This window comes from Vibrio tarriae, from assembly GCF_002216685.1.
In the GTDB taxonomy this organism is placed as follows: Bacteria; Pseudomonadota; Gammaproteobacteria; order Enterobacterales; family Vibrionaceae; genus Vibrio; species Vibrio tarriae.
This window is the reverse complement of record NZ_CP022353.1, coordinates 2,155,030-2,178,800: the sequence shown is the minus strand read 5'-3', so window position 1 is coordinate 2,178,800 and position 23,771 is coordinate 2,155,030. Positions and strand designations below refer to the sequence as shown.

Sequence of the window (23,771 nt, the reverse complement as noted above, 5' to 3'; positions counted from 1 at the left end):
TGCAGGGAATATATTTTTAGAATGCTGAAAATCAGTCATGCCGATAAGCAGCTTGAGCTGCATTCACCCGTTGTGATGGGGATTTTAAATACCACACCAGATTCCTTTTCTGATGGTGGTCGTTACGTTGACCTTGATATCGCGTTGGCAAGAGCACAGCAAATGATCGACCTTGGCGTCGCGATTATTGATATTGGTGGTGAGTCAACTCGACCAGGCGCTCCTGATGTGGCTTTAGAAGAGGAATTACAGCGCGTCATCCCACTTATCAAAGCGATTCGAAAACAGAATGCTGAGGTATGGATTTCGATTGATACCAGCAAATCGGAAGTGATGCGCCAAGCATTAGCCGCGGGAGCCGATCTGATTAATGATGTGCGTGCTTTGCAAGAGCCGGGAGCTCTTGAAGTAGCAGCGCAGGCTCAAGTCCCGGTTTGTATTATGCATATGCAAGGTCAGCCGCGGACGATGCAAGCTAACCCACACTACGACAATATTATTGAAGAGGTTTGTCAGTTTTTAGCTGAGCGAATTACACAATGCGAAGCTGCGGGTATTAAGCGTGAGAATATCATCTTAGACCCCGGTTTTGGTTTTGGAAAATCGGTGCAACACAATTATCATTTGCTCGCCCATTTAGAACAGTTTCATCGTTTTGGATTGCCTGTTTTAGCTGGAATGTCACGTAAATCAATGATTTTTAAAACACTGAATAAGCAGCCTGCTGAATGTGTGGCTGCAAGTGTGGCGTGCGCCACTCTAGCTGCGCAAAAAGGCGTGCAAATTATCCGTGTTCACGATGTAGAGCAGACCATAGATGCACTCAAAATGGTGCAGATGACGCATAACAATTTGTAAAAACAAATAATGTAAAGGAAACACAAATGTCTGATAAAAGACGTTATTTTGGCACTGATGGCGTTCGTGGTAAAGTTGGCCAGTACCCAATTACGCCTGATTTTGTACTTAAGCTTGGCTGGGCGGCTGGACGTGTACTGGCAAAACAAGGCACGAAAAAAGTCATTATTGGTAAAGATACCCGTATTTCTGGCTATATGTTGGAGTCTGCACTGGAAGCTGGGCTTGCCGCGGCAGGATTAAAAGCGACCTTCACCGGACCTATGCCAACGCCAGCGGTGGCCTATCTTACCCAAACTTTCCGAGCAGAAGCGGGGATTGTTATTTCTGCATCGCACAACCCTTACTACGATAACGGCATCAAATTTTTCTCATATGAAGGAACCAAACTGCCGGATGACATTGAGTTAGCGATTGAAGCTGAGCTCGATAAAGACATTGAATGTGTTGAATCCGCTGAGTTAGGTAAAGCTTCACGCATGGTGGATGCGGCGGGTCGCTATATTGAGTTTTGTAAAAGCACTTTCCCTTCCAAACTCAGTCTGTCTGGGGTGAAGCTTGTTGTGGATTGCGCCAATGGTGCCACCTACCATATTGCTCCGAATGTTTTCCGTGAGTTGGGAGCGGAAGTCATTGCTATGGGCGTTGAGCCTAATGGTTTAAATATCAATGACCAAGTCGGTGCAACCGACGTTCGCGCACTGCAAAAACGCGTTGTTGAAGAGCAGGCTCATCTTGGTCTTGCTTTCGATGGTGACGGTGACCGCATCATCATGGTTGACCACCTAGGTAATAAAGTAGATGGTGACCAAATCGCTTACATTATTGCCCGCGATGCACTGCGCCGTGGCGAGCTCAAAGGCGGGGTTGTTGGGACATTGATGACGAACCTTGGCATGGAAAATGGCCTAAAACAGTTAGGTATTCCATTTGTACGCGCTGCGGTCGGTGATCGCTATGTTATGGAAAAACTGCTCGAAAAAGGCTGGAAGATTGGTGCAGAAAACTCAGGTCACGTCATCTTACTCGATAAAGTGACTACGGGTGATGCGATTGTCGCTGGCTTGCAAGTGCTTGCTTCAGTGGTGAATAGTGAAATGACTTTACATGAGTTAGCTCGAGGTATGACCCTCTACCCGCAAGTGTTGGAGAATGTCCGCTTTACGGGAGATAACAATCCACTTGAGGCTGAAACAGTGAAAATGGCAGTTGCTGAGGTTGAAGCCGAGTTAGGTTCGAAAGGCCGTGTATTGCTGCGCAAATCGGGAACGGAACCTCTGATCCGCGTCATGGTGGAAGGAGAGGACGATGCGCTAGTTAAACAGTCTGCACTGAAAATTGCTCAAGCAGTAAAAGATAACTGCTGATTTGAGCGGTGATTTCTACGATTCCTAGCTGATTGATTTCGCGCTAGGAATTGTGGAAATGCTCGTAAAATCGCTGTTGTGCGAGTTTTTTGAGCGATCAAATCGGAAAGTGATTTTTTTTAGAAAATACTTCTTGTCAGCTTTGGAACCATTCGTTAGTATTGCGTCCGCTTTCGGAGAGAAAGGTCGCTGGCCTTGTTCGGGTCACATGATACGAACGGCGCTAGCTCAGCAAATAGAAACATAGGTGGAAGTAATGTTTACAGTTCTACTTGTGATTTACCTGTTGGCAGCGGTCGCTATCATTGGCCTAGTGTTGATTCAACAAGGTAAAGGCGCAGACATGGGAGCCTCATTCGGTGCTGGCGCTTCAAACACAGTGTTTGGTGCTGGTGGCTCAGGTAATTTCCTAACCCGAATGACTGCAATTTTTGCAACAGTATTTTTTGTTATCAGTCTTGTGCTTGGCAATATGTCAACACACAAAACCGAATCACAATGGGTTGATCCTTCACAAGGTCAAGTGATTCAGCAAACTGGTGATACAGTGAGTGAAGCGCCTGCTAAAAGCAGTGACGAAATTCCTCAATAAATAGATATGCCGAGATGGTGAAATTGGTAGACACACTAGCATGAGGTGCTAGCGCCTTAGGTGTGAGGGTTCGAGTCCCTCTCTCGGCACCATATTTACAAACTTGTAAATGATCTTGTTGAGCGTATAATGCTCGCAAGTCGGACGCGGGGTGGAGCAGCTTGGTAGCTCGTCGGGCTCATAACCCGAAGGTCGTTGGTTCAAATCCAGCCCCCGCAACCAATCTCTTTATTTGATTAGAGAGACAAGTTTGGCAGTGTTAACCTCACTGCAGTTGAGAAGCGATTCTCAATTTTCAGGGTCCAGCATTAAAAAACCCCGACTTAATCGGGGTTTTTTATTATCTAAATTTCCTTTTTTAGGGTTTTTAGGTAGTTGCTAGGTATTTAAATTGGGCTCTAAGCCCTTTTTTTGTTTCTGGAGTGGTTTAGATGACTGGTTTAGAAAGACAACTTACTGAAATGCTTGAAGCTCCGGTGGTTGCTGCAGGTTACGAGTTGGTTGGATTAGAGTTCGTCCGTGCAGGGCAACATTCCACACTACGTATCTTTATTGATCACGAAAACGGTATCACAGTGGAAGACTGCGCAGAAGTGAGTCGCCAAGTGAGTGCGGTTTTGGATGTTGAAGACCCTATTTCGGTCGTTTACAACCTGGAAGTGTCTTCGCCTGGTCTAGAAAGACCGCTCTTTAAAGCAGCACATTACGAGCAGTTTATTGGTCACGAGGTCAGCATCGTTTTGAAGATGGCTGTCGCTAACCGTCGCAAGTGGAAAGGGTTCATCCAATCCATTGATGGTGAGACTGTCGCCGTGATGGTTGACGGGCAACAAGAACACTTTGCCCTAAGCAACATTTCAAAAGCTAACCTGATCCCTAAATTTTAAGTCTTTGAGGCTAGAACAATGAGTAAAGAAATTTTAGCGGTAGTTGAGGCGGTTTCTAACGAGAAAGCGGTACCTCGTGAGCGTATTTTTGAAGCGCTGGAAACTGCGTTAGCGACTTCAACCAAAAAGAAGTATGAAATTGAGATCGATGTGCGCGTAGCCATCGATCGCAAAACAGGTGCGTTTGAAACCTATCGTCGCTGGTTAGTGGTTGACCATGTAGAGCATCCAACCAAAGAGATCTCATTTGAAGCCGCAAGCTATGATGATGAATCTGTACAGATGGGTGACTACATTGAAGATCAGATCGAATCGGTGACGTTCGACCGTATTACCACGCAAACGGCTAAGCAAGTGATCGTACAAAAAGTACGTGAAGCTGAGCGTGCGCAGATCGTGGAACAATTCATCGATAACGAAGGTGAGTTGGTGACAGGTGTGGTGAAGAAAGTGAACCGTGAAACCGTGATCCTCGATCTGGGTAACAACGCAGAAGCGGTTATCCTACGCGAAGATCAACTGCCACGTGAAAACTTCCGTCCTGGTGATCGTGTTCGTGGTCTGTTGTACAAAGTGGCACCAGAAGCGCGTGGCTTCCAACTCTTCATTACCCGTTCAAAACCTGAAATGCTCACCGAGCTATTTCGTGTAGAAGTTCCAGAAATTGGTGAAGAGCTGATTGAACTGAAAGCGGCTGCGCGTGACCCTGGTTCACGTGCCAAGATCGCGGTAAAAACCAATGACAAGCGTATCGATCCTGTCGGTGCGTGTGTAGGTATGCGTGGTGCACGTGTACAAGCGGTTTCCGGTGAACTGGGTGGTGAGCGTATTGATATCGTGCTGTGGGACGATAACCCAGCGCAATTCGTCATTAATGCCATGGCACCCGCCGATGTGGCATCCATCATTATGGATGAAGATGCACACTCAATGGATATTGCGGTTGAAGCCGATAACCTTGCGCAAGCGATCGGCCGTAACGGTCAAAACGTACGTTTGGCTTCTCAACTGACCGGTTGGGAACTGAATGTGATGACGGTTGCGGATCTGCAGAAGAAACACCAAGAAGAGTCAATGGCATCCATCGAGAACTTCATGAAGTACCTCGATATTGAGCAAGATTTTGCTGAATTGTTGGTGGAAGAAGGCTTCTCTACGCTAGAAGAGATCGCTTACGTACCAATGAATGAGCTGCTTGATGTTGATGGTATGGATGAAGATCTGGCAGATGAGCTGCGTAGTCGTGCGAAAGAAGCGCTGACCACGATTGCTCTGGCAAAAGAAGAGTCGTTCGAAGGGCTTGAGCCAGCAGAAGATCTGCTTGCACTTGCAGGACTGGGACGCGAAATGGCATTCAAACTGGCAGCGAAAGGTATTGCGACACTGGAAGATCTGGCTGACCAAGGTGTGGATGATTTAGAAGGTATTGAAGGTCTGACCGAACAGCGTGCGGGTGAGCTCATTATGGCTGCCCGTAACATTTGTTGGTTTGGTGAAGACGCATAATTTTCAGCAAGGGGAGGAAGCGGCATGACACAAATTACCGTTAAAGCACTGAGTGAAGAAATTGGAACACCAGTAGACCGCTTATTAGAGCAACTTGCTGATGCAGGAATGAACAAGGCTGTTGCGGATCACGTATCTGAGGACGAGAAGCAGAAACTGCTGGCTCATTTGCGTAAAGAGCACGGCGATGCGACAGGCTCTGAGCCAATGCGTTTGACACTCCAGCGTAAAACCCGTAGCACACTGAGCGTGAATGCCGGTGGCGGTAAAAGTAAGAATGTTCAGGTTGAAGTGCGCAAAAAACGTACGTATGTTAAGCGCAGTTCTGTTGAAGATGATGCGACTCGTGAAGCGGAAGAAGCCGCAATGCGCGCCGCAGAAGAGCAAGCACAGCGTGAAGCTGAAGAAGCAGCGAAACGTGCGGCTGAAGAAAAAGCCAAACGTGAAGCAGAAGAGTCAGTAAAACGTGAAGCAGAAGCCAAACGTGTGGCTGAAGAGAAGGCGAAGCGCGAAGCGCAAGCTGCCGCTCAACCACGTTCTGACGAAGAAAAATTGAAGCAAGAAGCAGCGCGCAAAGAAGCCGAGGCGCTAAAACGTCGCCAGGAAGAAGAAGCAAGACGTAAGGCCGAAGAGGAAAGTCGCCGTCAACTTGAAAAAGTACGCGAATTGGCTGAAAAAAAATGGTGAGCGTTGGTCTGCTGAAAAAGAGACTGTAGGTGATATGCAAGAAAACACTGATTACCATGTAACGACTTCGCAATATGCACGCGAAGCGGAAGATGAGGCAGACCTCCACGAGGAAGGTGCTCGTCGTCGCTCCACAAAAGCGAATAAGAGAAAAATGTCTTCTCGCGATGACAACCAAGAACGTGACGCTCGCCCTCGTGGTGGCAAAGCGGGTCGTAAAGGCCGCATCAACAAGCCAATGTCTATGCAGCACGGTTTTGATAAAACCGCTGTGGTAGCAAAAGCGGATGTTGTGGTTGGTGAAACTATCGTTGTTTCTGAACTGGCACAAAAAATGTCAGTGAAAGCGACTGAAGTCATCAAAGTGATGATGAAAATGGGCGCAATGGCGACCATTAACCAAGTGAACGATCAAGAAACTGCTCAACTGGTAGCAGAAGAAATGGGTCACAAAGTGGTTCTGCGTAAGGAAAATGAGCTGGAAGAAGCGATTCTGTCGGATCGTGATGACAAGTTCGAAGAAGTTTCCCGTGCGCCAGTCGTGACCATTATGGGTCACGTTGACCACGGTAAAACCTCAACGCTGGACTATATCCGTCGTACCCACGTTGCTTCTGGTGAAGCGGGTGGTATTACTCAGCACATCGGTGCTTACCACGTTGAAACACCAAACGGCATGATCACCTTCCTCGATACTCCTGGACACGCGGCGTTTACCGCTATGCGTGCTCGTGGTGCACAAGCAACGGATATCGTGGTACTGGTTGTTGCAGCGGACGATGGCGTAATGCCACAAACCGTTGAGGCTATCCAACACGCGAAAGCGGCGGGTGTACCTCTGATTGTTGCTGTGAACAAGATCGATAAAGACACTGCTAACCCAGATAACGTTAAAACTGAACTATCGCAGTACAATGTTATGCCTGAAGAGTGGGGCGGTGACAACATGTTCGTTCACATCTCTGCGAAACAAGGTACTAACATCGACGGTCTATTGGAAGCCATTCTGCTTCAAGCCGAAGTTCTCGAACTGAAAGCAGTAAAAGAAGGTATGGCGTCTGGTGTGGTGATTGAATCACGTCTGGATAAAGGTCGTGGTCCTGTAGCTACTGTACTTGTTCAATCTGGTACTCTGCGTAAGGGCGATATTGTTCTGTGTGGTCAAGAATATGGCCGCGTTCGTGCGATGCGTGATGAAGTTGGTAACGAAGTTGAAGAAGCGGGCCCATCAATCCCTGTTGAAATCCTCGGCCTGTCAGGTGTTCCTGCGGCGGGTGATGAAGCGACAGTGGTTCGTGATGAGCGTAAAGCGCGTGAAGTGGCTAACTACCGTGCAGGTAAGTTCCGCGAAGTGAAACTGGCGCGTCAGCAGAAGTCTAAGCTGGAGAACATGTTCTCTAACATGACTGCAGGTGATGTGGCTGAGCTGAACATTGTACTGAAAGCAGACGTACAAGGTTCAGTTGAAGCGATTGCGGACTCGTTGACCAGACTTTCGACAGAAGAAGTGAAAGTCAATATCGTCGGCTCTGGTGTCGGTGGTATTACTGAAACGGATGCGGTTCTGGCGGCTGCTTCTAACGCTATCGTGGTTGGCTTTAACGTACGTGCTGATGCGTCAGCTCGCCGTATGATTGAAGCTGAAAACATCGATCTGCGTTACTACTCCATCATTTACCAATTGATCGATGAAGTGAAACAGGCGATGAGCGGTATGCTGTCTCCTGAGTTCAAACAAGAGATCATCGGTCTGGCGGAAGTTCGTGACGTATTTAAGTCACCGAAACTGGGTGCGATTGCAGGCTGTATGGTCACTGAAGGTGTGATCAAACGTAATGCTCCAATCCGCGTTCTGCGTGATAACGTAGTTATCTATGAAGGCGAACTGGAATCGCTACGTCGCTTCAAAGATGACGTTGCAGAAGTGAAGAATGGTTACGAGTGTGGTATCGGCGTTAAGAACTATAATGATGTTCGCGTCGGTGACCAGATCGAAGTATTCGAAACGATCGAAATCCAACGTACCATCGACTAATCAACTACTGTTGCATTAATCAAGGCAATATAGGTTGTTGAATACACCATGGGGGGCTGGCCAAGACCATCCCCCCATTCTTTCTATCAGTGAGAAACGATATGCCGAAAGAATTTAGCCGTACACAACGTGTGGCACAGCAATTACAAAAAGAACTGGCGATGATCCTGCAACGTGAAGTGCGTGATTCTCGCTTAGGTATGGTGACTATCTCTGATGTAGAAGTATCACGTGATTTGGCTTACGCCAAAGTCTTCGTGACCTTCTTGTGCATCGGTGAGCAAACCCCAGAGTCTTGCTTAGAAGCATTGCGTGAGCACGAAGTGCAGATCCGCATGATGCTAGGCAAACAAATTCGTTTACGTTTGACGCCAGAAGTTCGCTTCTACTACGACAACACCTTGGTTGAAGGTATGCGCATGTCAAACCTTGTTACCGAAGTGGTCAATAGCGATAAGCGCCGCAAGCATGAAGCGGGTCGTGATGAGGACGAAGCGTAATGGCTCGTCGACGTAAAGGTCGGGTTATCCACGGTGTGATTCTGTTGGATAAGCCGACAGGTATCTCTTCCAACGACGCTTTGCAAAAGGTTAAACGCCTCTATGGCGCTGAAAAAGCGGGACATACTGGCGCGCTTGATCCTCTGGCGACGGGCATGTTGCCAATCTGCCTTGGTGAAGCCACTAAGTTTTCCCAATTTTTGCTCGATTCTGATAAACGTTATCGAGTTATCGCCAAATTGGGTGAACGTACCGACACCTCAGATTCTGATGGTCAAGTGGTACAAACGCGTCCTGTTCACGTGGATCTCGATACGCTGCAGGCCTGTATCGCCAAGTTTCGCGGTGAAACTGATCAAGTTCCATCCATGTTTTCAGCGTTGAAATACCAAGGTCGTCCACTCTACGAATACGCCCGTCAGGGCATTGAAGTGCCGCGTGAAGCGCGCAAAATCACTGTGTATGAAATTGAGCTGCATCGCTTTGAAGGTGATGAAGTGGAGATGGAAGTACACTGCTCGAAAGGCACTTATATTCGAACCATAGTTGATGATCTGGGTGAAATGCTGGGTTGTGGAGCACATGTGACCATGCTGCGCCGTGTCGGTGTCGCTAACTATCCGTATGAGCGAATGGTGACGCTAGAGCAACTCAACGCTCTGGTTGAACAAGCCCATCGTGACGAAAAAGCGGTGGCGGACGTTCTCGATCCGCTATTACTGCCGATGGATACTGCCGTGGAAGCTTTACCCGAAGTCAATGTGATCCCAGAACTGATGACACTTATTCAGCATGGGCAAGCAGTACAGGTTTCGGGTGCACCATCCGACGGTATGGTGCGCATTACTGGCGGTGAGCAGAAGCTATTCCTTGGCGTTGGCGAGATTGACGATAACGGTAAGGTCGCGCCGAAACGCTTAGTCGTTTACTGCGAATAAACCCGCTGGATGGCTCGTTTGATGGCGAGACATTCCGCTTGTGCGAGTCAGGATTATTCCCTATAATTCGCGCTTCTCGTGTCGGCTGAATCAGAGATTGGCTGACACAAACTTAAACCTCAAACTCTTTAGGAGAGAATTATGTCTCTGAATGCAGAAACTAAAGCAGCAATCGTTGCTGAATACGCACGTTGTGAAAATGACACTGGTTCACCAGAAGTACAAGTAGCACTGCTGACTGCTTCTATCAACCACCTGCAAGGTCACTTCCAAGCACATAAAGGCGATCACCATAGCCGTCGTGGTCTGCTACGTATGGTTTCAAGCCGTCGTAAACTGCTGGACTACCTGAAAGGTAAAGATCTGTCTCGTTACCAAGATCTGATCAAACGTCTAGGCCTGCGTCGTTAATTCGTCGCTGCAAAGCACAGTTTGTACAAAAAGGGGCGTAAGCCCCTTTTTTGCAGGCTAAATTTGCACTCTAAATTAGCTATCCTTCCTCTAAGTAGTTTATACTATCCGCCGTTCAGTCTACGTGGCTGAACAAGTTTGTGCTCATGGCATTACAGTCACCGTAGTCGACCAAAAGGTCGCGGCTATTAAAAACAGATTGCTCTTACAAATAGATCGCTCTTAAAAACAGATCGCCATTAAAACCGATTGTTTCTCGAACGTATTCCCAAGTTGTCAGTCTATTTTTACTAGTCGCGATTAGTAGTGCTCTGAGTATTGATGATTTGATTTCAGGCTTGTCCTGAGAATAAGGAATATTCATGTTCGAAAAACCAGTAGTAAAAACGTTTCAGTACGGTAACCACACCGTTACTCTCGAAACGGGCGTAATGGCTCGCCAAGCAACGGCAGCAGTAATGGCTACCATGGATGACACTGCGGTGTTTGTCTCTGTAGTCGGTAAGAAAGAAGCGGTAGTGGGCCAAGATTTCTTCCCATTGACCGTAAACTACCAAGAGCGTACTTACGCGGCAGGTAAAATCCCTGGTGGTTTCTTTAAGCGCGAAGGTCGTCCTTCTGAAGGCGAAACGCTGACTGCTCGTCTGATTGACCGCCCAATTCGTCCGCTGTTCCCTGATGGTTTCACTAACGAAGTGCAAGTGATCGCGACTGTGGTTTCAGTAAACCCAGACGTGCAACCTGACATCATCTCTATGATCGGTACTTCTGCAGCACTGGCGATTTCTGGACTCCCATTCAATGGTCCAATCGGTGCGGCTCGCGTAGGTCACATTGATGGTCAGTTGGTTCTGAACCCAAGTGAAAAAGAGCTGAAACAGTCTCGTTTGGATCTGGTGGTTGCGGGTACTGACAACGCAGTACTGATGGTGGAATCAGAAGCACAAATTCTGACTGAAGAAGAGATGCTGGCTGCCGTTGTGTTTGGTCACGATCAACAACAAGCCGTGATCAAAGCAATCAATGAATTCGCAGCGGAAGTGGCAACACCTGCATGGGAATGGGTTGCACCAGCCGAGAACACTGAGCTGAAAGCGAAAGTCGCTGCTCTGGCAGAAACACGTTTGGTGGAAGCGTACCAAATCACTGAGAAAATGGCGCGCTATGATCGTATCCATGAAATCAGTGCAGAAGTGACGGCGGCTCTGCTGGCTGAAAACGAAGCTTTAGATACCAAAGAAATTCACACCATTTTCCACGATCTGGAAAAAACCGTTGTTCGTCGCAGCATCATCGCGGGTAACCCGCGTATTGATGGCCGTGAAAAAGACATGGTTCGTGCTTTGGACGTTCGTACTGGCGTTCTGCCACGTACTCACGGCTCTGCTCTGTTCACGCGTGGCGAAACTCAGGCTCTGGTTACGGCAACGCTGGGTACTCAACGTGATGCACAAATCATCGATGAGCTGACTGGCGAGAAGAAAGATCACTTCCTACTGCACTACAACTTCCCTCCATACTGTGTGGGTGAAACGGGTTTTGTGGGTTCTCCTAAGCGTCGCGAAATCGGTCACGGCCGTTTAGCGAAGCGTGGTATTGCCGCGGTTATGCCATCTGCAGAAGAGTTCCCATACACAGTACGTGTCGTTTCTGAAATCACTGAATCTAACGGTTCATCTTCAATGGCTTCTGTGTGTGGTTCATCTCTTGCTCTGATGGATGCCGGTGTTCCAATCAAGGCTTCTGTTGCGGGTATCGCAATGGGTCTGGTGAAAGAAGAAAATGATTTCGTGGTTCTATCTGACATCTTAGGTGATGAAGACCACCTTGGCGATATGGACTTTAAAGTTGCGGGTACCGCGACAGGTGTCACTGCACTGCAGATGGACATCAAGATCGAAGGCATCACCAAAGAGATCATGCAAATCGCTCTGAACCAAGCGAAAGGCGCTCGTCTACACATTCTGTCTGTGATGGATCAAGCGATCTCTGCAGCGCGTAGCGATATCTCTGAATTTGCGCCACGTATCCACACGATGAAGATCAGCGTTGAGAAGATCAAAGATGTGATCGGTAAAGGTGGTGCGGTGATTCGTCAGTTGACGGAAGAAACGGGTACCACCATCGAGATCGAAGATGATGGCACGATCAAGATTGCTGCGACTGACGGCGATCAAGCGAAAGAAGCGATCCGCCGTATTCAAGAGATCACCGCTGAAGTTGAAGTGGGCGTGATCTACACTGGTAAAGTAGCTCGTTTGGCAGACTTTGGTGCGTTTGTCACGATTCTTCCTGGTAAAGATGGTCTAGTACACATCTCTCAAATCGCTGACAAGCGCGTAGAGAAAGTGTCAGACTACCTGACTGAAGGCCAAGAAGTTCAAGTTAAAGTGCTGGAAATCGACCGCCAAGGCCGTGTACGTCTAAGCATGAAAGAAGCGGTTGAAACTTCTGATGCAGCAGCAGAAGTGGCACCACAAGCGGAATAATTTTCCGTTGCTGGAGCAAAAACAACACGGCTTTTACTTTTCATAATAAAAGCGTGCTATAAAGGGAGCGTTATTCGCTCCCTTTTTTATGCGAAATCCCACAGGAGTATGATGAGTGAAATGGTTTCGATTCCCGATAGCGGTGATAGGATTGGTTCTGCTGTCAGGGTGTGCCACGCAGAATGAATCTGCAACCCAATGGCTTTACCCGCCAATGGCGGTACCGCTGCAAGCGTCGATTCAACAAGAAGTGCAAATCGCCCGCTTGAGCCAATTATTACAGCGTACGGATCTTGAGCCTGAGATACGCGCTAAAATGCTGTTCGAACGTGGCAATTATTACGACAGTGTCGGTTTACGTGATTTGGCTCGGCTCGATTTTACTCAATCGCTCTCGATTAACCCTGCGCAGCCCGATGTATTTAACTTGCTAGGGGTGTATTACACCGAAGCGGGCGAGTTTGATGCCGCGTATGAATCCTTCGATTCGACGTTAGAATTGGATCCTAGTAACGAGTATGCCGTGCGCAATCGCGCCATCGCGCTTTACTATGGCGAGCGTCCACAACTGGCACTCGAAGAGATCAGTAAGCACTATCAGCAAGACCCACAAGATCCATTCCGGGCGCTGTGGCTGTACATCATAGAAAGCGATATTGATCCGACAAAAGCGCGTACAGAATTGCTTGAACGCTATCAGCAGCACGATGAACAGTGGGGCTGGGTGCTGGTAGGACTGATGCTGGATCAACTCTCAGAAGAGGTCGCATTCAAAGCCATTATTGCAGGCTCTCGAGAAAATGAGCTGTTAGCACAGCGTCTCACTGAGGCTTATTTCTACCTTGGTAAGCGTTATCAAATGCAAGGAGAACTGGCGCATGCTCTCTCTTTGTATAAGCTCGCGATTTCCTTCAATGTGTATGAATATGTGGAGCATCGCTATGCTTTTCTTGAGCTAGGGCGTATCTATCAACAAGCCCGTGAAGAGCAGTTAGCGCGCGCGAAAGCCGAAGCAATGACACAATAGTTTCACCTCTCTCTGATAAAAAAGTCGCATCTTGCGGCTTTTTTTTGTCGCTAGGACTCTGGCAGAATAGTTAGCCTTGCTAACTATGTGTTATCGAATATGCTCGATGTTAATTTAGAAAAAATGGAACGCTTTGCCGCCAAAGTTTGGCGTAAATATGGCAAAGAAGATCCTCTTGCTCAGCTCAGTTTTAACGAATATGACTACCTGAAAGTGATTCAAAGCGCCCCTCAAGCGATCCGTTTAACCGATTTAGCACAGGCGTTAGAAGTGAGTAAGCCTTCTGCCTCTAACATGCTGAAGAAGCTTGAACGGCGAGGTTTAGTGAAACGCGTTCAGTGCCAATCGGATGCGCGTTCTCAATTGTTTGAGCTGACGGAACAAGCGGAGTTGCATCTGGCGAGTGAAGCTAAGGTTTATCAGATTTTGGCAGAACAAGTGGCGCAGAATTTATCTTCTGAAGAAGCGATGATACTGGACTTGTTATTGGGTAAAGCCCTGCGCTAGTCGGAGTTTTAGTAGATAGGCTAACTAAATAGATATGTTTGTATGATGAATCGATCGATTTACCGACAGTTTGTTCGCTACACCATTCCTACGGTGGCTGCGATGCTGGTTAATGGTCTGTATCAAGTTGTGGATGGCATCTTCATTGGCCATTATGTGGGCGCTGAGGGATTAGCTGGCATTAACGTGGCTTGGCCTGTGATCGGCACCATCCTTGGGATTGGTATGCTGGTTGGGGTGGGAACTGGAGCTCTAGCTTCAATCAAACAAGGGGAAGGCCATCCTGACAGTGCTAAGCGTATTCTGGCCACTGGATTGATGAGTTTGTTGCTACTTGCCCCTATCGTGGCAGTGATTTTGTGGTTTATGGCGGATGACTTCTTGCGTTGGCAAGGCGCTGAAGGAAGGGTGTTTGAATTAGGCCTCCAGTATTTGCAAGTGTTACTGGTTGGCTGTTTGTTCACCTTAGGCTCGATTGCGATGCCGTTTTTGCTACGTAACGATCACAGCCCCAATTTGGCTACATTATTAATGGTGATTGGTGCACTGGCCAATATCGCACTTGATTACCTTTTTATCGCTTGGCTGCAATGGGAGCTTACCGGTGCGGCGATCGCCACCACTCTTGCGCAGGTGGTGGTCATGTTATTAGGCTTGGCGTATTTCTTTTCTGCCCGAGCCAATATGCGTTTAACCCGTCGTTGCTTAAGGTTGGAGTGGCACTCGTTACCCAAGATCTTCGCGATTGGCGTCTCAAGCTTTTTTATGTATGCCTACGGTTCCACCATGGTTGCGCTGCACAACACCTTGATGATCGAGTACGGCAATGCCGTCATGGTCGGCGCTTATGCGGTGATGGGTTACATAGTGACGATCTACTACCTGACTGTTGAAGGTATTGCGAATGGTATGCAGCCGCTGGCCAGCTACCATTTTGGGGCGCGTAATTACGATCACATCCGTAAGTTATTGCGCTTGGCGATGGGGATTGCCGTACTGGGAGGGATGGCGTTTGTACTGGTGCTCAACCTCTTCCCTGAGCAGGCGATTGCGATATTTAACTCCAGCGACAGCGAATTGATCGCCGGAGCGCAAATGGGCATTAAGCTGCATCTGTTTGCGATGTATCTTGATGGTTTCTTAGTGGTGAGCGCGGCGTATTACCAATCCACAAATCGCGGTGGCAAAGCCATGTTTATTACCGTGGGGAATATGTCGATCATGTTGCCCTTCCTGTTTATTTTGCCGCAGTTTTTTGGGCTGACAGGGGTATGGATCGCTTTACCCATCTCCAATATTGTGCTGAGTACAGTGGTCGGCATTATGCTCTGGCGCGATGTGAACAAAATGGGGAAACCTACCCAAGTTTCCTATGCATGAAAAGGCAAAGGAAAAGGCAAATAAAAAGGGTTGCCGATGAGCAACCCTTTGGTAAACCTTAGCTATTTTTAACGGCCAAACCGGCTAATTGATGCCAGTAACCGTTGCACTGATGGCTGGTAATCGGCTGCGGCTTCAGCCCTTGTTCATTGGCTTTGAATTGCTCAAGATGTTGGAACGTCTCAACGCCGAGTGGGCTTAAACGCACCACATCGACCAATCCGGCCATACTCGGTAAATCATTGACCAAGTTGTAGCAGTAGCCCGATTGGGTTTGAATACCATTGAGGTTAAATACCGATTGCCCCTCTTGGCTCGCGACTTGAATGCCCGTCGGGTAGCGAATACAGCAGGTCTCACATTCGTCTTTAGCGCGGTTTTCGGCGCGAGCGGTAAAGCAGCGCGCCGAATAAGCCAGTGGTAAATAGCCGTGGCTAAACACTTCTACTTCAAATTGTCCGCGAATATTGAGCTCATCACACTGTTGCAAGGTGTTGATTAGCCAGTCTCGTGAGAGCTCAACTGGCATACACCAACGGATCATGCCTTGTTTTAAAAACAGCTTGAGAGTGTGTGCGTTATAGGTATTGACGGCCGGCCCGACGATAAAAGGAAGGCCTTTTTCGTGCGCCATCTGAATAGCGGAAACATCATTGGCTTCAATCGCGAAGTCACCGTTATCGATGTACTTCTTCATTACATTGATTTCACTTGGCGCTTCAAGCAGTGCCATGGTGGAAAGCACCACTTGTTTGCCAGCAGCTGAGAGGGATTTGGCAATCTCAAACCAGTGTTGTGGTTTCATTTCACGGCGCTTCGAGCAGACAGTTTCACCAAGATAAATCACATCCGCCATGCTGGCGGCGGCTTGAGTATAGAAACTTTCAACGTCCTGTTTTGGCCAGAAATAGAGTAGTGGACCTAAAGCATATTTCATGATCGTTGCCCTTATTGCCATTGACGGTGATAGGCACCGAGTGTGGTTTGGGTACCTTCTGAGACATTGGCCAGTGCCGCATTCCATTTGGGTTCGACATGGTATTGCGCAGGATTGGCTAAGTAGCGATCAATCGCGGCACGCCAAGTGCAGGTGACTTGTTCGACATACGCAGGGCTTCGTTGACGCCCCTCAATTTTTACCGAAGCCACATTGGCGGCAAACAGCTCTGGCAGCAGTGACAAGGTATTTAAACTGGTTGGCTCTTCAAGGGCGTGATAGCACTTTCGTTCACCTTCAATATCCGTGATGAAGCGCCCTTTACACAGGGTTGGATAACCTGCATTTTCCCCCGCCGCATACTTATCAATCAAAATTTCGTTCAAGCGAGATTCAAGCCCTGATTCTGTCTCTTGCCAGCGTACATATTTAGCGGGAGAGCAAGCTCCAACCGTATTAGGCGACTCACCCGTCATGTAAGAGGAGAGATAACAGCGGCCTTCCGACATGATGCATAAGCTGCCAAAGGCGAACACTTCCAGCTCGACACCTTGTGGAATATTACGCGAAAGCTGCTTCACCTGATGAATGGAAAGCACGCGCGGCAGAACGACACGTTTGATGTTGAAGTTCTGATGATAAAATTCAACGGCTTTCACGTTAGTCGCAGAGGCTTGTACCGACAAATGCAATTCAATGTGTGGATAATGACGCGCTGCATACTCCAGCACGGCAATATCGGCAATAATCAAGGCATCAACCCCGAGATCGGCCGCTTGATCTACCGCATTAGTCCAGCGCTCGAAGCCATTAGGGTGGGCGAAGGTATTGAGTGCAATATGAATTTTTTTATGGTGGTCGTGTACGTAATCCACCGCTTTTTCGAGCTTTTTGCCGCTAAAATTAAGGCCGGCAAAGTGGCGAGCGTTGGTATCATCTTTGAAACCGATATAAACCGCATCGGCACCACAATCAATCGCTGTTTTCAGGGCCGGCAAATTTCCGGCCGGACAGAGAAGTTCCATAGCGTAAGGCTCTGAATTCAGGGAATAGTGAACGCATTTTAGGAAGGATTGAGTCTCCCCGATTTGATGTAAGGCAGGTTTCCACCAATCAGAGTTAAATTAACCCCTTAGAGGGATTTGCGATGGCGGCGATTTTGCGCAAACAACTCTTCCACTTCGTGCTTAGGTTGTGGGCGATAAAAATGGAAGCCTTGGATGGAGTGGCAATTTAGGTTGGAGAGTAAAGTGGCTTGTTGCTGAGTTTCTACCCCTTCTGCAACCACGGTCAGGTTCAGTGAGCGCCCCAGATTAATGATGTTTTCAATCACCGTGAGCTGTTTGGGTAGAGTGTCGATATTACTGATAAACGCGCGGTCGATTTTGAGCTCATCGATCGGGAAGCGAGCTAAGTAAGCCAGCGACGAGTAACCTGTACCGAAGTCATCAATCGACAAGGTGAAGCCGAGTTTTTTGATGGCATTGAGCATTTGCTGGGTATGTTCACTATCGCTCATCACCGCACTTTCGGTCAGTTCAAATGTGATGTTGTTGGGATCTAGCCCAGTTGTTCGCAGTAGTTTTTCTAAATAATCAATCAGTTGAGGATTACCAAACTGCTCGGGGGAGATGTTGATCGCCACACGCCCGGGCAAAATGCCTTGCAGCTTCCAGCGTTTGACGGTCGCGAAGACTTCACGCATAACCACGCGACCCAAATGTTCGATTAAGCCAGCTTTTTCCGCAACGGGAATGAAAGCACCTGGGCTGATATAGCCTTCAACGGGATGTTTCCAGCGTACCAAGGCTTCTGCGCCATTGATGCTAAAATCACGCGCATTGACTTTCGGTTGGTACCACACTTCTAGACCGTTTTGTTGTAGCGCTTTTTGCAGTTCAATTTCCAACCAAAGGCGCATCCGCGCTTCTTTGTTCATCTGATCATTGAATTTGATCAGGCGATTACGGCCGCGCTCTTTAGCCTCATACATCGCGGTATCGGCATTTTGCAGCAATACGCGAGCATCATTGCCGTCTCCGGGATAACGCACGCTGCCAATCGAACAAGCTAAACGCTTACTGAAATGGTGCAGGTCAAAAGGTTGATTAATCAAAGAGATAATGCGATCTGCCAACATTTCTGCAGAGCGGTTGTGTTCTGGTTCCGGCAAGATCAAACCAAACTCATCACCGCCCAAATGGCCAAGTACGGCTTGCTGTGGCAGTAAGCGTTTTAAACGCGCAGCCACCTCTTTAATCACTTTGTCACCGATGTGATGGCCGAGAGAGTCATTGATGTTTTTGAAGTTATCAATGTCCAGATAGAGCATAACCAAAGGCGTCTCATTTTGGATGCACTGCTCTAAGCGCTTGGTAAACCCGTGTCGGTTATACAGCCCAGTGAGGTTATCGATATGCGCATCGGCTTGAGTGGTCGCAGAGAACTGTTTTGGCGCTTCATCGGCATCTTGCAATAAGATCAACTGCGACTGATTACCGAGTAAAGAGGTGCAACCTGCGTGTAGCTGGATTTTCCGTTCAAACCCACACCTTGGCCCAGTCAAGCAAACCAAGGGTTTTTCTGTCAGCAGCGAAGCCAACTGTGATGAAAAAACGGTTTTGGTTTTTTCATCAATAAACAGTCTGGAGAGGTTTTCTCCGAGCAGTTTTTGTGCGTCGTCAAAACCAAGTAAACGTGCAGCGGAAGGGTTGGCAGAAATAATGCAGTCATTTTCTACCATCATTAAACCATCAGGTAGCAGTGTCGTGAGGAGTGCGTATTTGCTTTCCGATTCTTCCAGAGAGCGCACTAAAATCTGCTTTTCTGAGGTATCAATCGCGTGGAATACAAGGTATTGCACCCGATCGTTAATCATGATGGGGGAGAGAGAAAAGTGTAAGCTGGTTTCGAGGTCGATTTCGCTAAGGGTCAGCTCGGACTCAATATGCTCGTTGTTAAACGCACGTTCGTAAAACGGTTTGAGATGGCGATAAAAATGTTCGCCTAGAACCTGACTATCGCTCATCCCGACCATCTCTTCGCTAGAGAGACCGGCGATATCACAATAGCGCTCGTTGACCATCACGTATTGGTGTTGATCATTGAGGATTGCAAAAAAGAACGGACTGTGTGACGTAATTTTTGCAAACCAATGCTTGAGCTGAGATGAGGTTTGAGCAGGCATTTAAAATACTACCAACTGTCCGTGCGCGACGACGTTTATATTATCCCCTTTAACAGCGTATGCTGTTGGGGTATAGCGTTACCAATTCGGTAACATGATTAACTATAACTGTGATTTCCACAGTAGAAAAGGATCTTGGCCTGAAGTTATTTTTTGATACATAACAGGAATCCAGGTGCTGACATCCAGTATGATGGGCGCAGATTGACTAACAAGGTAACGGATAACGCTCGTGTTAAACAAGATTCGCACTCAACTGGTTCAGAACGCTGCTTCAATTTTGCGATCTCCAATCCACTTATTGCCCCAAAACGTTCAAAAAAAAAGCCTTGCTTGATGCAATGGGTTTAGTATTCCGCGAAGCCTTACAGGACGGGGACTTTGAATTCCTCGAAGATAAATGGCTGAAAGTCGAAGTAAAAGATATGGAATTGCGCTGGTTTATCAGTTACCAAAACGACAAATTAGTCGTTGCAGATAAACCCGTCGGCGAAGATGTCAGCTTTAGCGGAAATCTGAATGATTTGGTCTTAATTGCCGGACGTAAAGAAGATCCTGATACACTGTTCTTCCAGCGTCGACTCTCCATTGAAGGGGATACCGAACTCGGTTTGGAGGTGAAAAACCTGATGGATAGCGTGGATCTACAACAATTGCCGAAAGCATTACAGATTTTACTTCACCAACTGGCCGATTTTGTGCATAAAGGGATGCAAACACCGAATTCATCCCACGAGGTTATTAATGCTTATTCGAACTGAAGCGCCTGCTGATATTTTGGTGGTCGATCAACTGTTGAAAAACGTCTTTGCTACTGAGGCTGAGGCGGATTTAGTGATGGCGTTGCGCGAAAATGGGCAGCGCACTTTGTCACTGGTGGCTTGTGATGATGAAGGTGAGATTATTGGGCATGTGATGTTCAGTCCTGTCACGTTAGAAGGCGAGGATCTCAACTGGCAAGGCCTTGCACCACTCGCAGTAAAAGAAGAATACCGCCGCCGAGGTATTGGTGCAGAGTTAGTCAAAGAAGGGTTAAGCTCGCTTGGGGAGCTTGGCTATCCCGCTTGTGTGGTGCTTGGCGATCCGGCTTACTACTCACGCTTTGGTTTTGAAGATGCCGCGCGTTATTCGCTGCGTTGTGCTTGGGATGTTCCGCAGGGAGCATTTCAAGTTGTGGCAATGTGGGAGCGAGAGTTAGATGGTCGGCGCGGACTGATTGAGTACAGCCCTGAGTTTGCGGCTTTATAAATCCTGCTCATGATGAAAAGGAGCCTTTCTGCTCCTTTTTCTCTCTAGCCCTTGAGTCGTCAATCACCTGTTTGTTAGCATTGCCGCTCAGATAGGCTGCGAGTAACACCATGCTTTCTTCTTCACACTATTTGTCCGCGATGGACATTCAACAATGGGAATTGATCCATCCAGAGCGTTTGGTCGGATTTCAGCCGCGCACACAAACGCTGGATCACGATTGCCGACTCTTGTTGGTGGTCAATCAACCGCCACAAGGCGCGGAAATCCTGTTGCTGGAGAGAATTCTCAAAAGCTTTAAGCTTGAACTGTCGATGGTTCGCTACATCGCACCCATTCAGCTCAGTCAACTTGCCTATACCGGGCTCGAGTGGATCTGGTTTGCGGGCTGCGATCCTTTATCTCATCAGGCTCAAAAACAGCTGCATTCGCCGCGGTTGAGTGACATTGATGGCAATACTCAATACCGCCGCGCGTTGTGGCAGCAAATTTGCGCTCATCAAGGAACCGCATCATGACGACTGTTTTTACTGCAATGCAACCGACCCATCTGGATGCTGTCTGGCGCATTGAATGTGCGGCGCATTCCCATCCTTGGGCGGAGTCCTTAGTGCGTGATTTAAATAGCCGTGGAGCATGTCATCAAGTCATGTTGGTGGATCAACAGGTTGTGGGGTATTTCTATGCCCAGAATATTGTTGGCGAAGTGACCTTATTGAATATTGCGATTGATCCGGCGCAGCAAGGCAAAGGCTATGGCAAGCAGCTTTTACAGCACTTTATTTCGCAGTGTGAACAGCAAAAAGCAGAAAGCGCATGGCTAGAAGTGCGTGAAAGTAATCAGCGAGCTTTTCATCTGTATCAGCAAGCGGGCTTTAATGAAATCGATCGCCGTATCAACTATTACCCTGCCGCAAAGGGTAAGAGTGAAGATGCGATCATCATGAGCTACCTATTTTTGTAAACTGTTTGTTGCAACGGGTAAGGTTTGAACTTTGCGATAACTGCTGCTGACAAAGCGCTGCGCAATCTCTTCAGCTCGCAGCGGTTTATCAAACAGGTAGCCTTGGAATTGGTTACACCCCAGTTTTTTGAGTGCGGCCAGCTCTGAGGTGTCTTCCACTCCTTCGGCAATCACTTCTAAGTTCAGTTTTCTGGCAATCGCCAAGATGGTGTCGACGATCGCTTGATCGTTATCATCTAGGTGCAGTTGATTGACAAAAGAGCGGTCAATTTTCAGCACATCGACCGCGAGATGCTTGAGGTAACGCAGCGAAGAGTAGCCGGTTCCAAAATCATCAATCGAAATACTAATTTGGCTCTCCTTCAGCTTGGCCATTTTTTCTATGGCGCTCTCAACGTTTTCCAGCAATAAGCTCTCGGTTATCTCTAATTCTATCGGTTCACCAGTGATCCCTGCTTGGCGTAAAGCGTGGTTCACCTGCTCAATAAAGGATTCTTGAGCAAACTGTAATGGGCTGATATTGATCGCCAAACGGCGAAAATGGGGCGGTAAAATGCCTTGTTTCTTCCATTGGGCATACTGATAACAAGCTTGCTCAATGATCCAATTACCGATCGGTAGAATCTGCCCAGTCTCTTCTGCTATCGGCATGAAAACACCAGGAGGCAGCAGCCCGCGTTTCGGATGGTTCCAGCGGATCAGCGCTTCGACACCAATAATGTTGTGCTGCTCGTCGACTTGAGGTTGGTAGTAAAGCTCAAGTTGGTGTTGGTTGAGCGCTTCATGCAAGCCTTTCTCGATTTCAAGGAAAGATTCCACTTGAGCCTGCATTTCCGGCTCATAGAACATGAACTTGTTACGCCCACTGGCTTTGGCTCGATACAGTGCGGTATCCGCTTGGCGTAACACATCGATATTGCTGCTCCCCACCGAAGGGAAAACCGAAATCCCAATACTCACGGTGCAGTAAAACTGGTGATCATCTACGGTATAAGGATTGGAAATCAGTGTGAGTAATTGTTTGGCGACCTCCTCGGCTCTTGCGGGCGAGAGATAAGGGATCAGCACTGCGAATTCGTCGCCCCCTACGCGTGCTGAAAGGTAGTCGTTTTTAGTCCATGCCTCCATGCGCAGCGCCACGGCTTTGATCAACTGGTCACCGATGGTATGGCCGAGTGAGTCATTAATGGTTTTAAAGCGATCCAAGTCGAGATAGAACAACACGCCTGTGCTATGCGAGTTTTGCGCAGTTGCAATCGCATCACTCAATTTTTGCAGCAACAGGCTGCGATTGGCGAGCCCAGTTAGGCTGTCGTAATAAGCCAATTGATTGAGTTTGGATTCCGCCAACTCTTTGCCTTTCCACATAGATTGAAACGTCGACGCGAGTTCGCTGAGCTCGTCATCTTGAGTAAGGCGAAGAGGCAGCGGCGAGCGCTTTGTATCATTGAGTGAATTGACCCACGCAATCAACATAGTGATCGGGCGAGAGAGTTTCTGGTAGAAAAACAGCAGTAAAATCGTGGTCAATAGCGTATTACGCAATAGGTCGAAGAGCAGAATGCGAGTGGTTTTGGCAATAAATACTTTGGCTATCGATGAGCCGTCGATATAAAAACTCAGTTTGCCGACCACCACATTAGAGTTAGGCTGATGCAGTTCGGCATTAAAAACGGAAACCTCTGGGGTCAAGTAACTCGCCAATGCACTTACTAACTGACTCTGCTCACTGACCGCTTTTTCTTTACGGGTCATCACATCGCCAAAGTCATCTACAATCTCTACTTTGAAGATGCCGGGGTCGAGCATCAAAGTGGTGGCGACCTGCTCAGCGAGTAGATTATTGAGATGATAAGCGGCCTGACTGGCATTTTCATAACTCTGCACCAATTTAAAATTATAGTGCTCCTGCACCTTGCTCTGCTCTTGGTGCAGATCGGACAAGGTGTGGTAAAAACTAAAACAGAGCCCCAACAGTACAGAGACTAAAAACACGCTTTTGGCTTGCTTAAAGGCCAAAGAATGAATCTTGCGAAATTTGGTCATAGGCCCGACTTCATTTTTTCTACTCTCTACAGTTATAGTTCAATTCTATTGATAAATTAATTAAAACTGCCACAAGAAAATATGAATGCCATCATTAAAGACAGTGAAGTTGCTCCCTGCGCCAAGATAGGGGAGAATACCGCGCAAATTTGAACCGAAACGCTCGCTAGCTTATGTTGGGCTGATTGAGCACAAAGAGAACTTG

19 protein-coding genes, 2 tRNA genes and 2 pseudogenes are annotated in these 23,771 nt (G+C 47.8%); 19 read left to right on the top strand and 4 right to left on the bottom strand.

Annotated elements, in window-relative coordinates; genetic code table 11:
• Positions 1–21 precede the first annotated feature (21 nt).
• The 15 genes and pseudogenes from folP (at position 22) to vcrM (ending at position 15,184) form a co-directional block, all read left to right on the top strand.
• The gene (folP, locus tag CEQ48_RS15680; protein WP_089071887.1) at positions 22–858 is read left to right on the top strand and encodes a dihydropteroate synthase; all 837 of its coding nucleotides are present in this window, start codon (positions 22–24) and stop codon (positions 856–858) included.
• A 26-nt stretch (positions 859–884) separates the two neighbouring features.
• On the top strand, positions 885–2,225 hold the full coding sequence (gene glmM / locus CEQ48_RS15675; protein WP_089071886.1) for a phosphoglucosamine mutase: 1,341 nt from the start codon (positions 885–887) through the stop codon (positions 2,223–2,225).
• A gap of 256 nt (positions 2,226–2,481) precedes the next feature.
• Positions 2,482–2,817 carry a preprotein translocase subunit SecG gene (gene secG / locus CEQ48_RS15665; protein WP_089071884.1) on the top strand — a complete coding sequence of 112 codons (336 nt, stop codon included), beginning with the start codon at positions 2,482–2,484 and terminating at the stop codon, positions 2,815–2,817.
• 8 nt (positions 2,818–2,825) lie between these two features.
• Positions 2,826–2,909 (top strand) — tRNA-Leu (locus CEQ48_RS15660).
• A gap of 53 nt (positions 2,910–2,962) precedes the next feature.
• Positions 2,963–3,039: transfer RNA gene (locus CEQ48_RS15655), tRNA-Met, on the top strand.
• A gap of 209 nt (positions 3,040–3,248) precedes the next feature.
• On the top strand, positions 3,249–3,704 hold the full coding sequence (rimP, locus tag CEQ48_RS15650; RefSeq protein ID WP_089071883.1) for a ribosome maturation factor RimP: 456 nt from the start codon (positions 3,249–3,251) through the stop codon (positions 3,702–3,704).
• A gap of 18 nt (positions 3,705–3,722) precedes the next feature.
• Positions 3,723–5,210 (top strand): transcription termination factor NusA, encoded by a 1,488-nt coding sequence (gene nusA / locus CEQ48_RS15645; protein WP_089071882.1) that lies wholly within the window; start codon positions 3,723–3,725, stop codon positions 5,208–5,210.
• Positions 5,211–5,234: 24 nt separating this feature from the next.
• Positions 5,235–7,932 (top strand): annotated as a pseudogene (gene infB / locus CEQ48_RS15640) (translation initiation factor IF-2).
• A gap of 101 nt (positions 7,933–8,033) precedes the next feature.
• Positions 8,034–8,432: a 30S ribosome-binding factor RbfA gene (gene rbfA / locus CEQ48_RS15635; protein ID WP_089071881.1), complete on the top strand. Its 399-nt coding sequence runs from the start codon at positions 8,034–8,036 to the stop codon at positions 8,430–8,432.
• Positions 8,432–9,370, top strand: a complete 939-nt coding sequence (truB, locus tag CEQ48_RS15630; RefSeq protein WP_089071880.1) for a tRNA pseudouridine(55) synthase TruB — start codon at positions 8,432–8,434, stop codon at positions 9,368–9,370. Before rbfA ends, truB begins: the two co-directional genes overlap by 1 nt.
• Before the next feature lie 141 nt (positions 9,371–9,511).
• Positions 9,512–9,781, top strand: coding sequence for a 30S ribosomal protein S15 (gene rpsO / locus CEQ48_RS15625; protein WP_000055655.1), 270 nt, complete (start codon positions 9,512–9,514; stop codon positions 9,779–9,781).
• Between the two features lie 362 nt (positions 9,782–10,143).
• Entirely contained in the window at positions 10,144–12,270 is a 2,127-nt protein-coding gene (gene pnp / locus CEQ48_RS15620; protein WP_089071879.1) for a polyribonucleotide nucleotidyltransferase, read from the top strand.
• A gap of 115 nt (positions 12,271–12,385) precedes the next feature.
• Positions 12,386–13,297, top strand: a complete 912-nt coding sequence (gene nlpI / locus CEQ48_RS15615; RefSeq protein ID WP_089071878.1) for a lipoprotein NlpI — start codon at positions 12,386–12,388, stop codon at positions 13,295–13,297.
• A gap of 99 nt (positions 13,298–13,396) precedes the next feature.
• A complete protein-coding gene (locus CEQ48_RS15610) occupies positions 13,397–13,804 on the top strand; it encodes a MarR family winged helix-turn-helix transcriptional regulator (protein ID WP_198301175.1) in 408 nt (135 codons plus the stop codon).
• 42 nt (positions 13,805–13,846) lie between these two features.
• Positions 13,847–15,184, top strand: coding sequence for a sodium-coupled multidrug efflux MATE transporter VcrM (vcrM, locus tag CEQ48_RS15605; RefSeq protein ID WP_089071876.1), 1,338 nt, complete (start codon positions 13,847–13,849; stop codon positions 15,182–15,184).
• A gap of 58 nt (positions 15,185–15,242) precedes the next feature.
• On the opposite strand, the gene CEQ48_RS15600 is transcribed toward vcrM, so the two are convergent.
• The 3 genes from CEQ48_RS15600 to CEQ48_RS15590 form a co-directional block, all read right to left on the bottom strand.
• The gene (locus tag CEQ48_RS15600) at positions 15,243–16,121 is read right to left on the bottom strand and encodes a U32 family peptidase (protein ID WP_000872504.1); all 879 of its coding nucleotides are present in this window, start codon (positions 16,119–16,121) and stop codon (positions 15,243–15,245) included.
• Positions 16,122–16,132: 11 nt separating this feature from the next.
• The gene (gene ubiU / locus CEQ48_RS15595; protein WP_089071875.1) at positions 16,133–17,146 is read right to left on the bottom strand and encodes a ubiquinone anaerobic biosynthesis protein UbiU; all 1,014 of its coding nucleotides are present in this window, start codon (positions 17,144–17,146) and stop codon (positions 16,133–16,135) included.
• 107 nt (positions 17,147–17,253) lie between these two features.
• Positions 17,254–19,308: a bifunctional diguanylate cyclase/phosphodiesterase gene (locus tag CEQ48_RS15590; protein WP_089071874.1), complete on the bottom strand. Its 2,055-nt coding sequence runs from the start codon at positions 19,306–19,308 to the stop codon at positions 17,254–17,256.
• 232 nt (positions 19,309–19,540) lie between these two features.
• Here CEQ48_RS15590 and ubiT point away from each other — a divergent pair.
• The 4 genes and pseudogenes from ubiT to rimI all read left to right on the top strand — a co-directional run bounded on the left by ubiT (position 19,541) and on the right by rimI (position 21,520).
• Positions 19,541–20,069 (top strand): annotated as a pseudogene (gene ubiT, locus CEQ48_RS15585) (ubiquinone anaerobic biosynthesis accessory factor UbiT).
• Entirely contained in the window at positions 20,053–20,556 is a 504-nt protein-coding gene (locus CEQ48_RS15580) for a GNAT family N-acetyltransferase (protein WP_181714655.1), read from the top strand. Before ubiT ends, CEQ48_RS15580 begins: the two are co-directional and overlap by 17 nt.
• A gap of 110 nt (positions 20,557–20,666) precedes the next feature.
• Entirely contained in the window at positions 20,667–21,074 is a 408-nt protein-coding gene (locus CEQ48_RS15575) for a DNA polymerase III subunit psi (RefSeq protein ID WP_089071871.1), read from the top strand.
• Positions 21,071–21,520 (top strand): ribosomal protein S18-alanine N-acetyltransferase, encoded by a 450-nt coding sequence (gene rimI, locus CEQ48_RS15570; RefSeq protein ID WP_198301174.1) that lies wholly within the window; start codon positions 21,071–21,073, stop codon positions 21,518–21,520. The genes CEQ48_RS15575 and rimI overlap by 4 nt, the downstream gene beginning before the upstream one ends.
• Here the strand turns inward: rimI and CEQ48_RS15565 are convergent.
• Complete coding sequence (locus CEQ48_RS15565) at positions 21,509–23,566, bottom strand: putative bifunctional diguanylate cyclase/phosphodiesterase (RefSeq protein ID WP_089071869.1); 2,058 nt, start codon at positions 23,564–23,566, stop codon at positions 21,509–21,511. The genes rimI and CEQ48_RS15565 overlap by 12 nt on opposite strands.
• Positions 23,567–23,771: the final 205 nt, after the last annotated feature.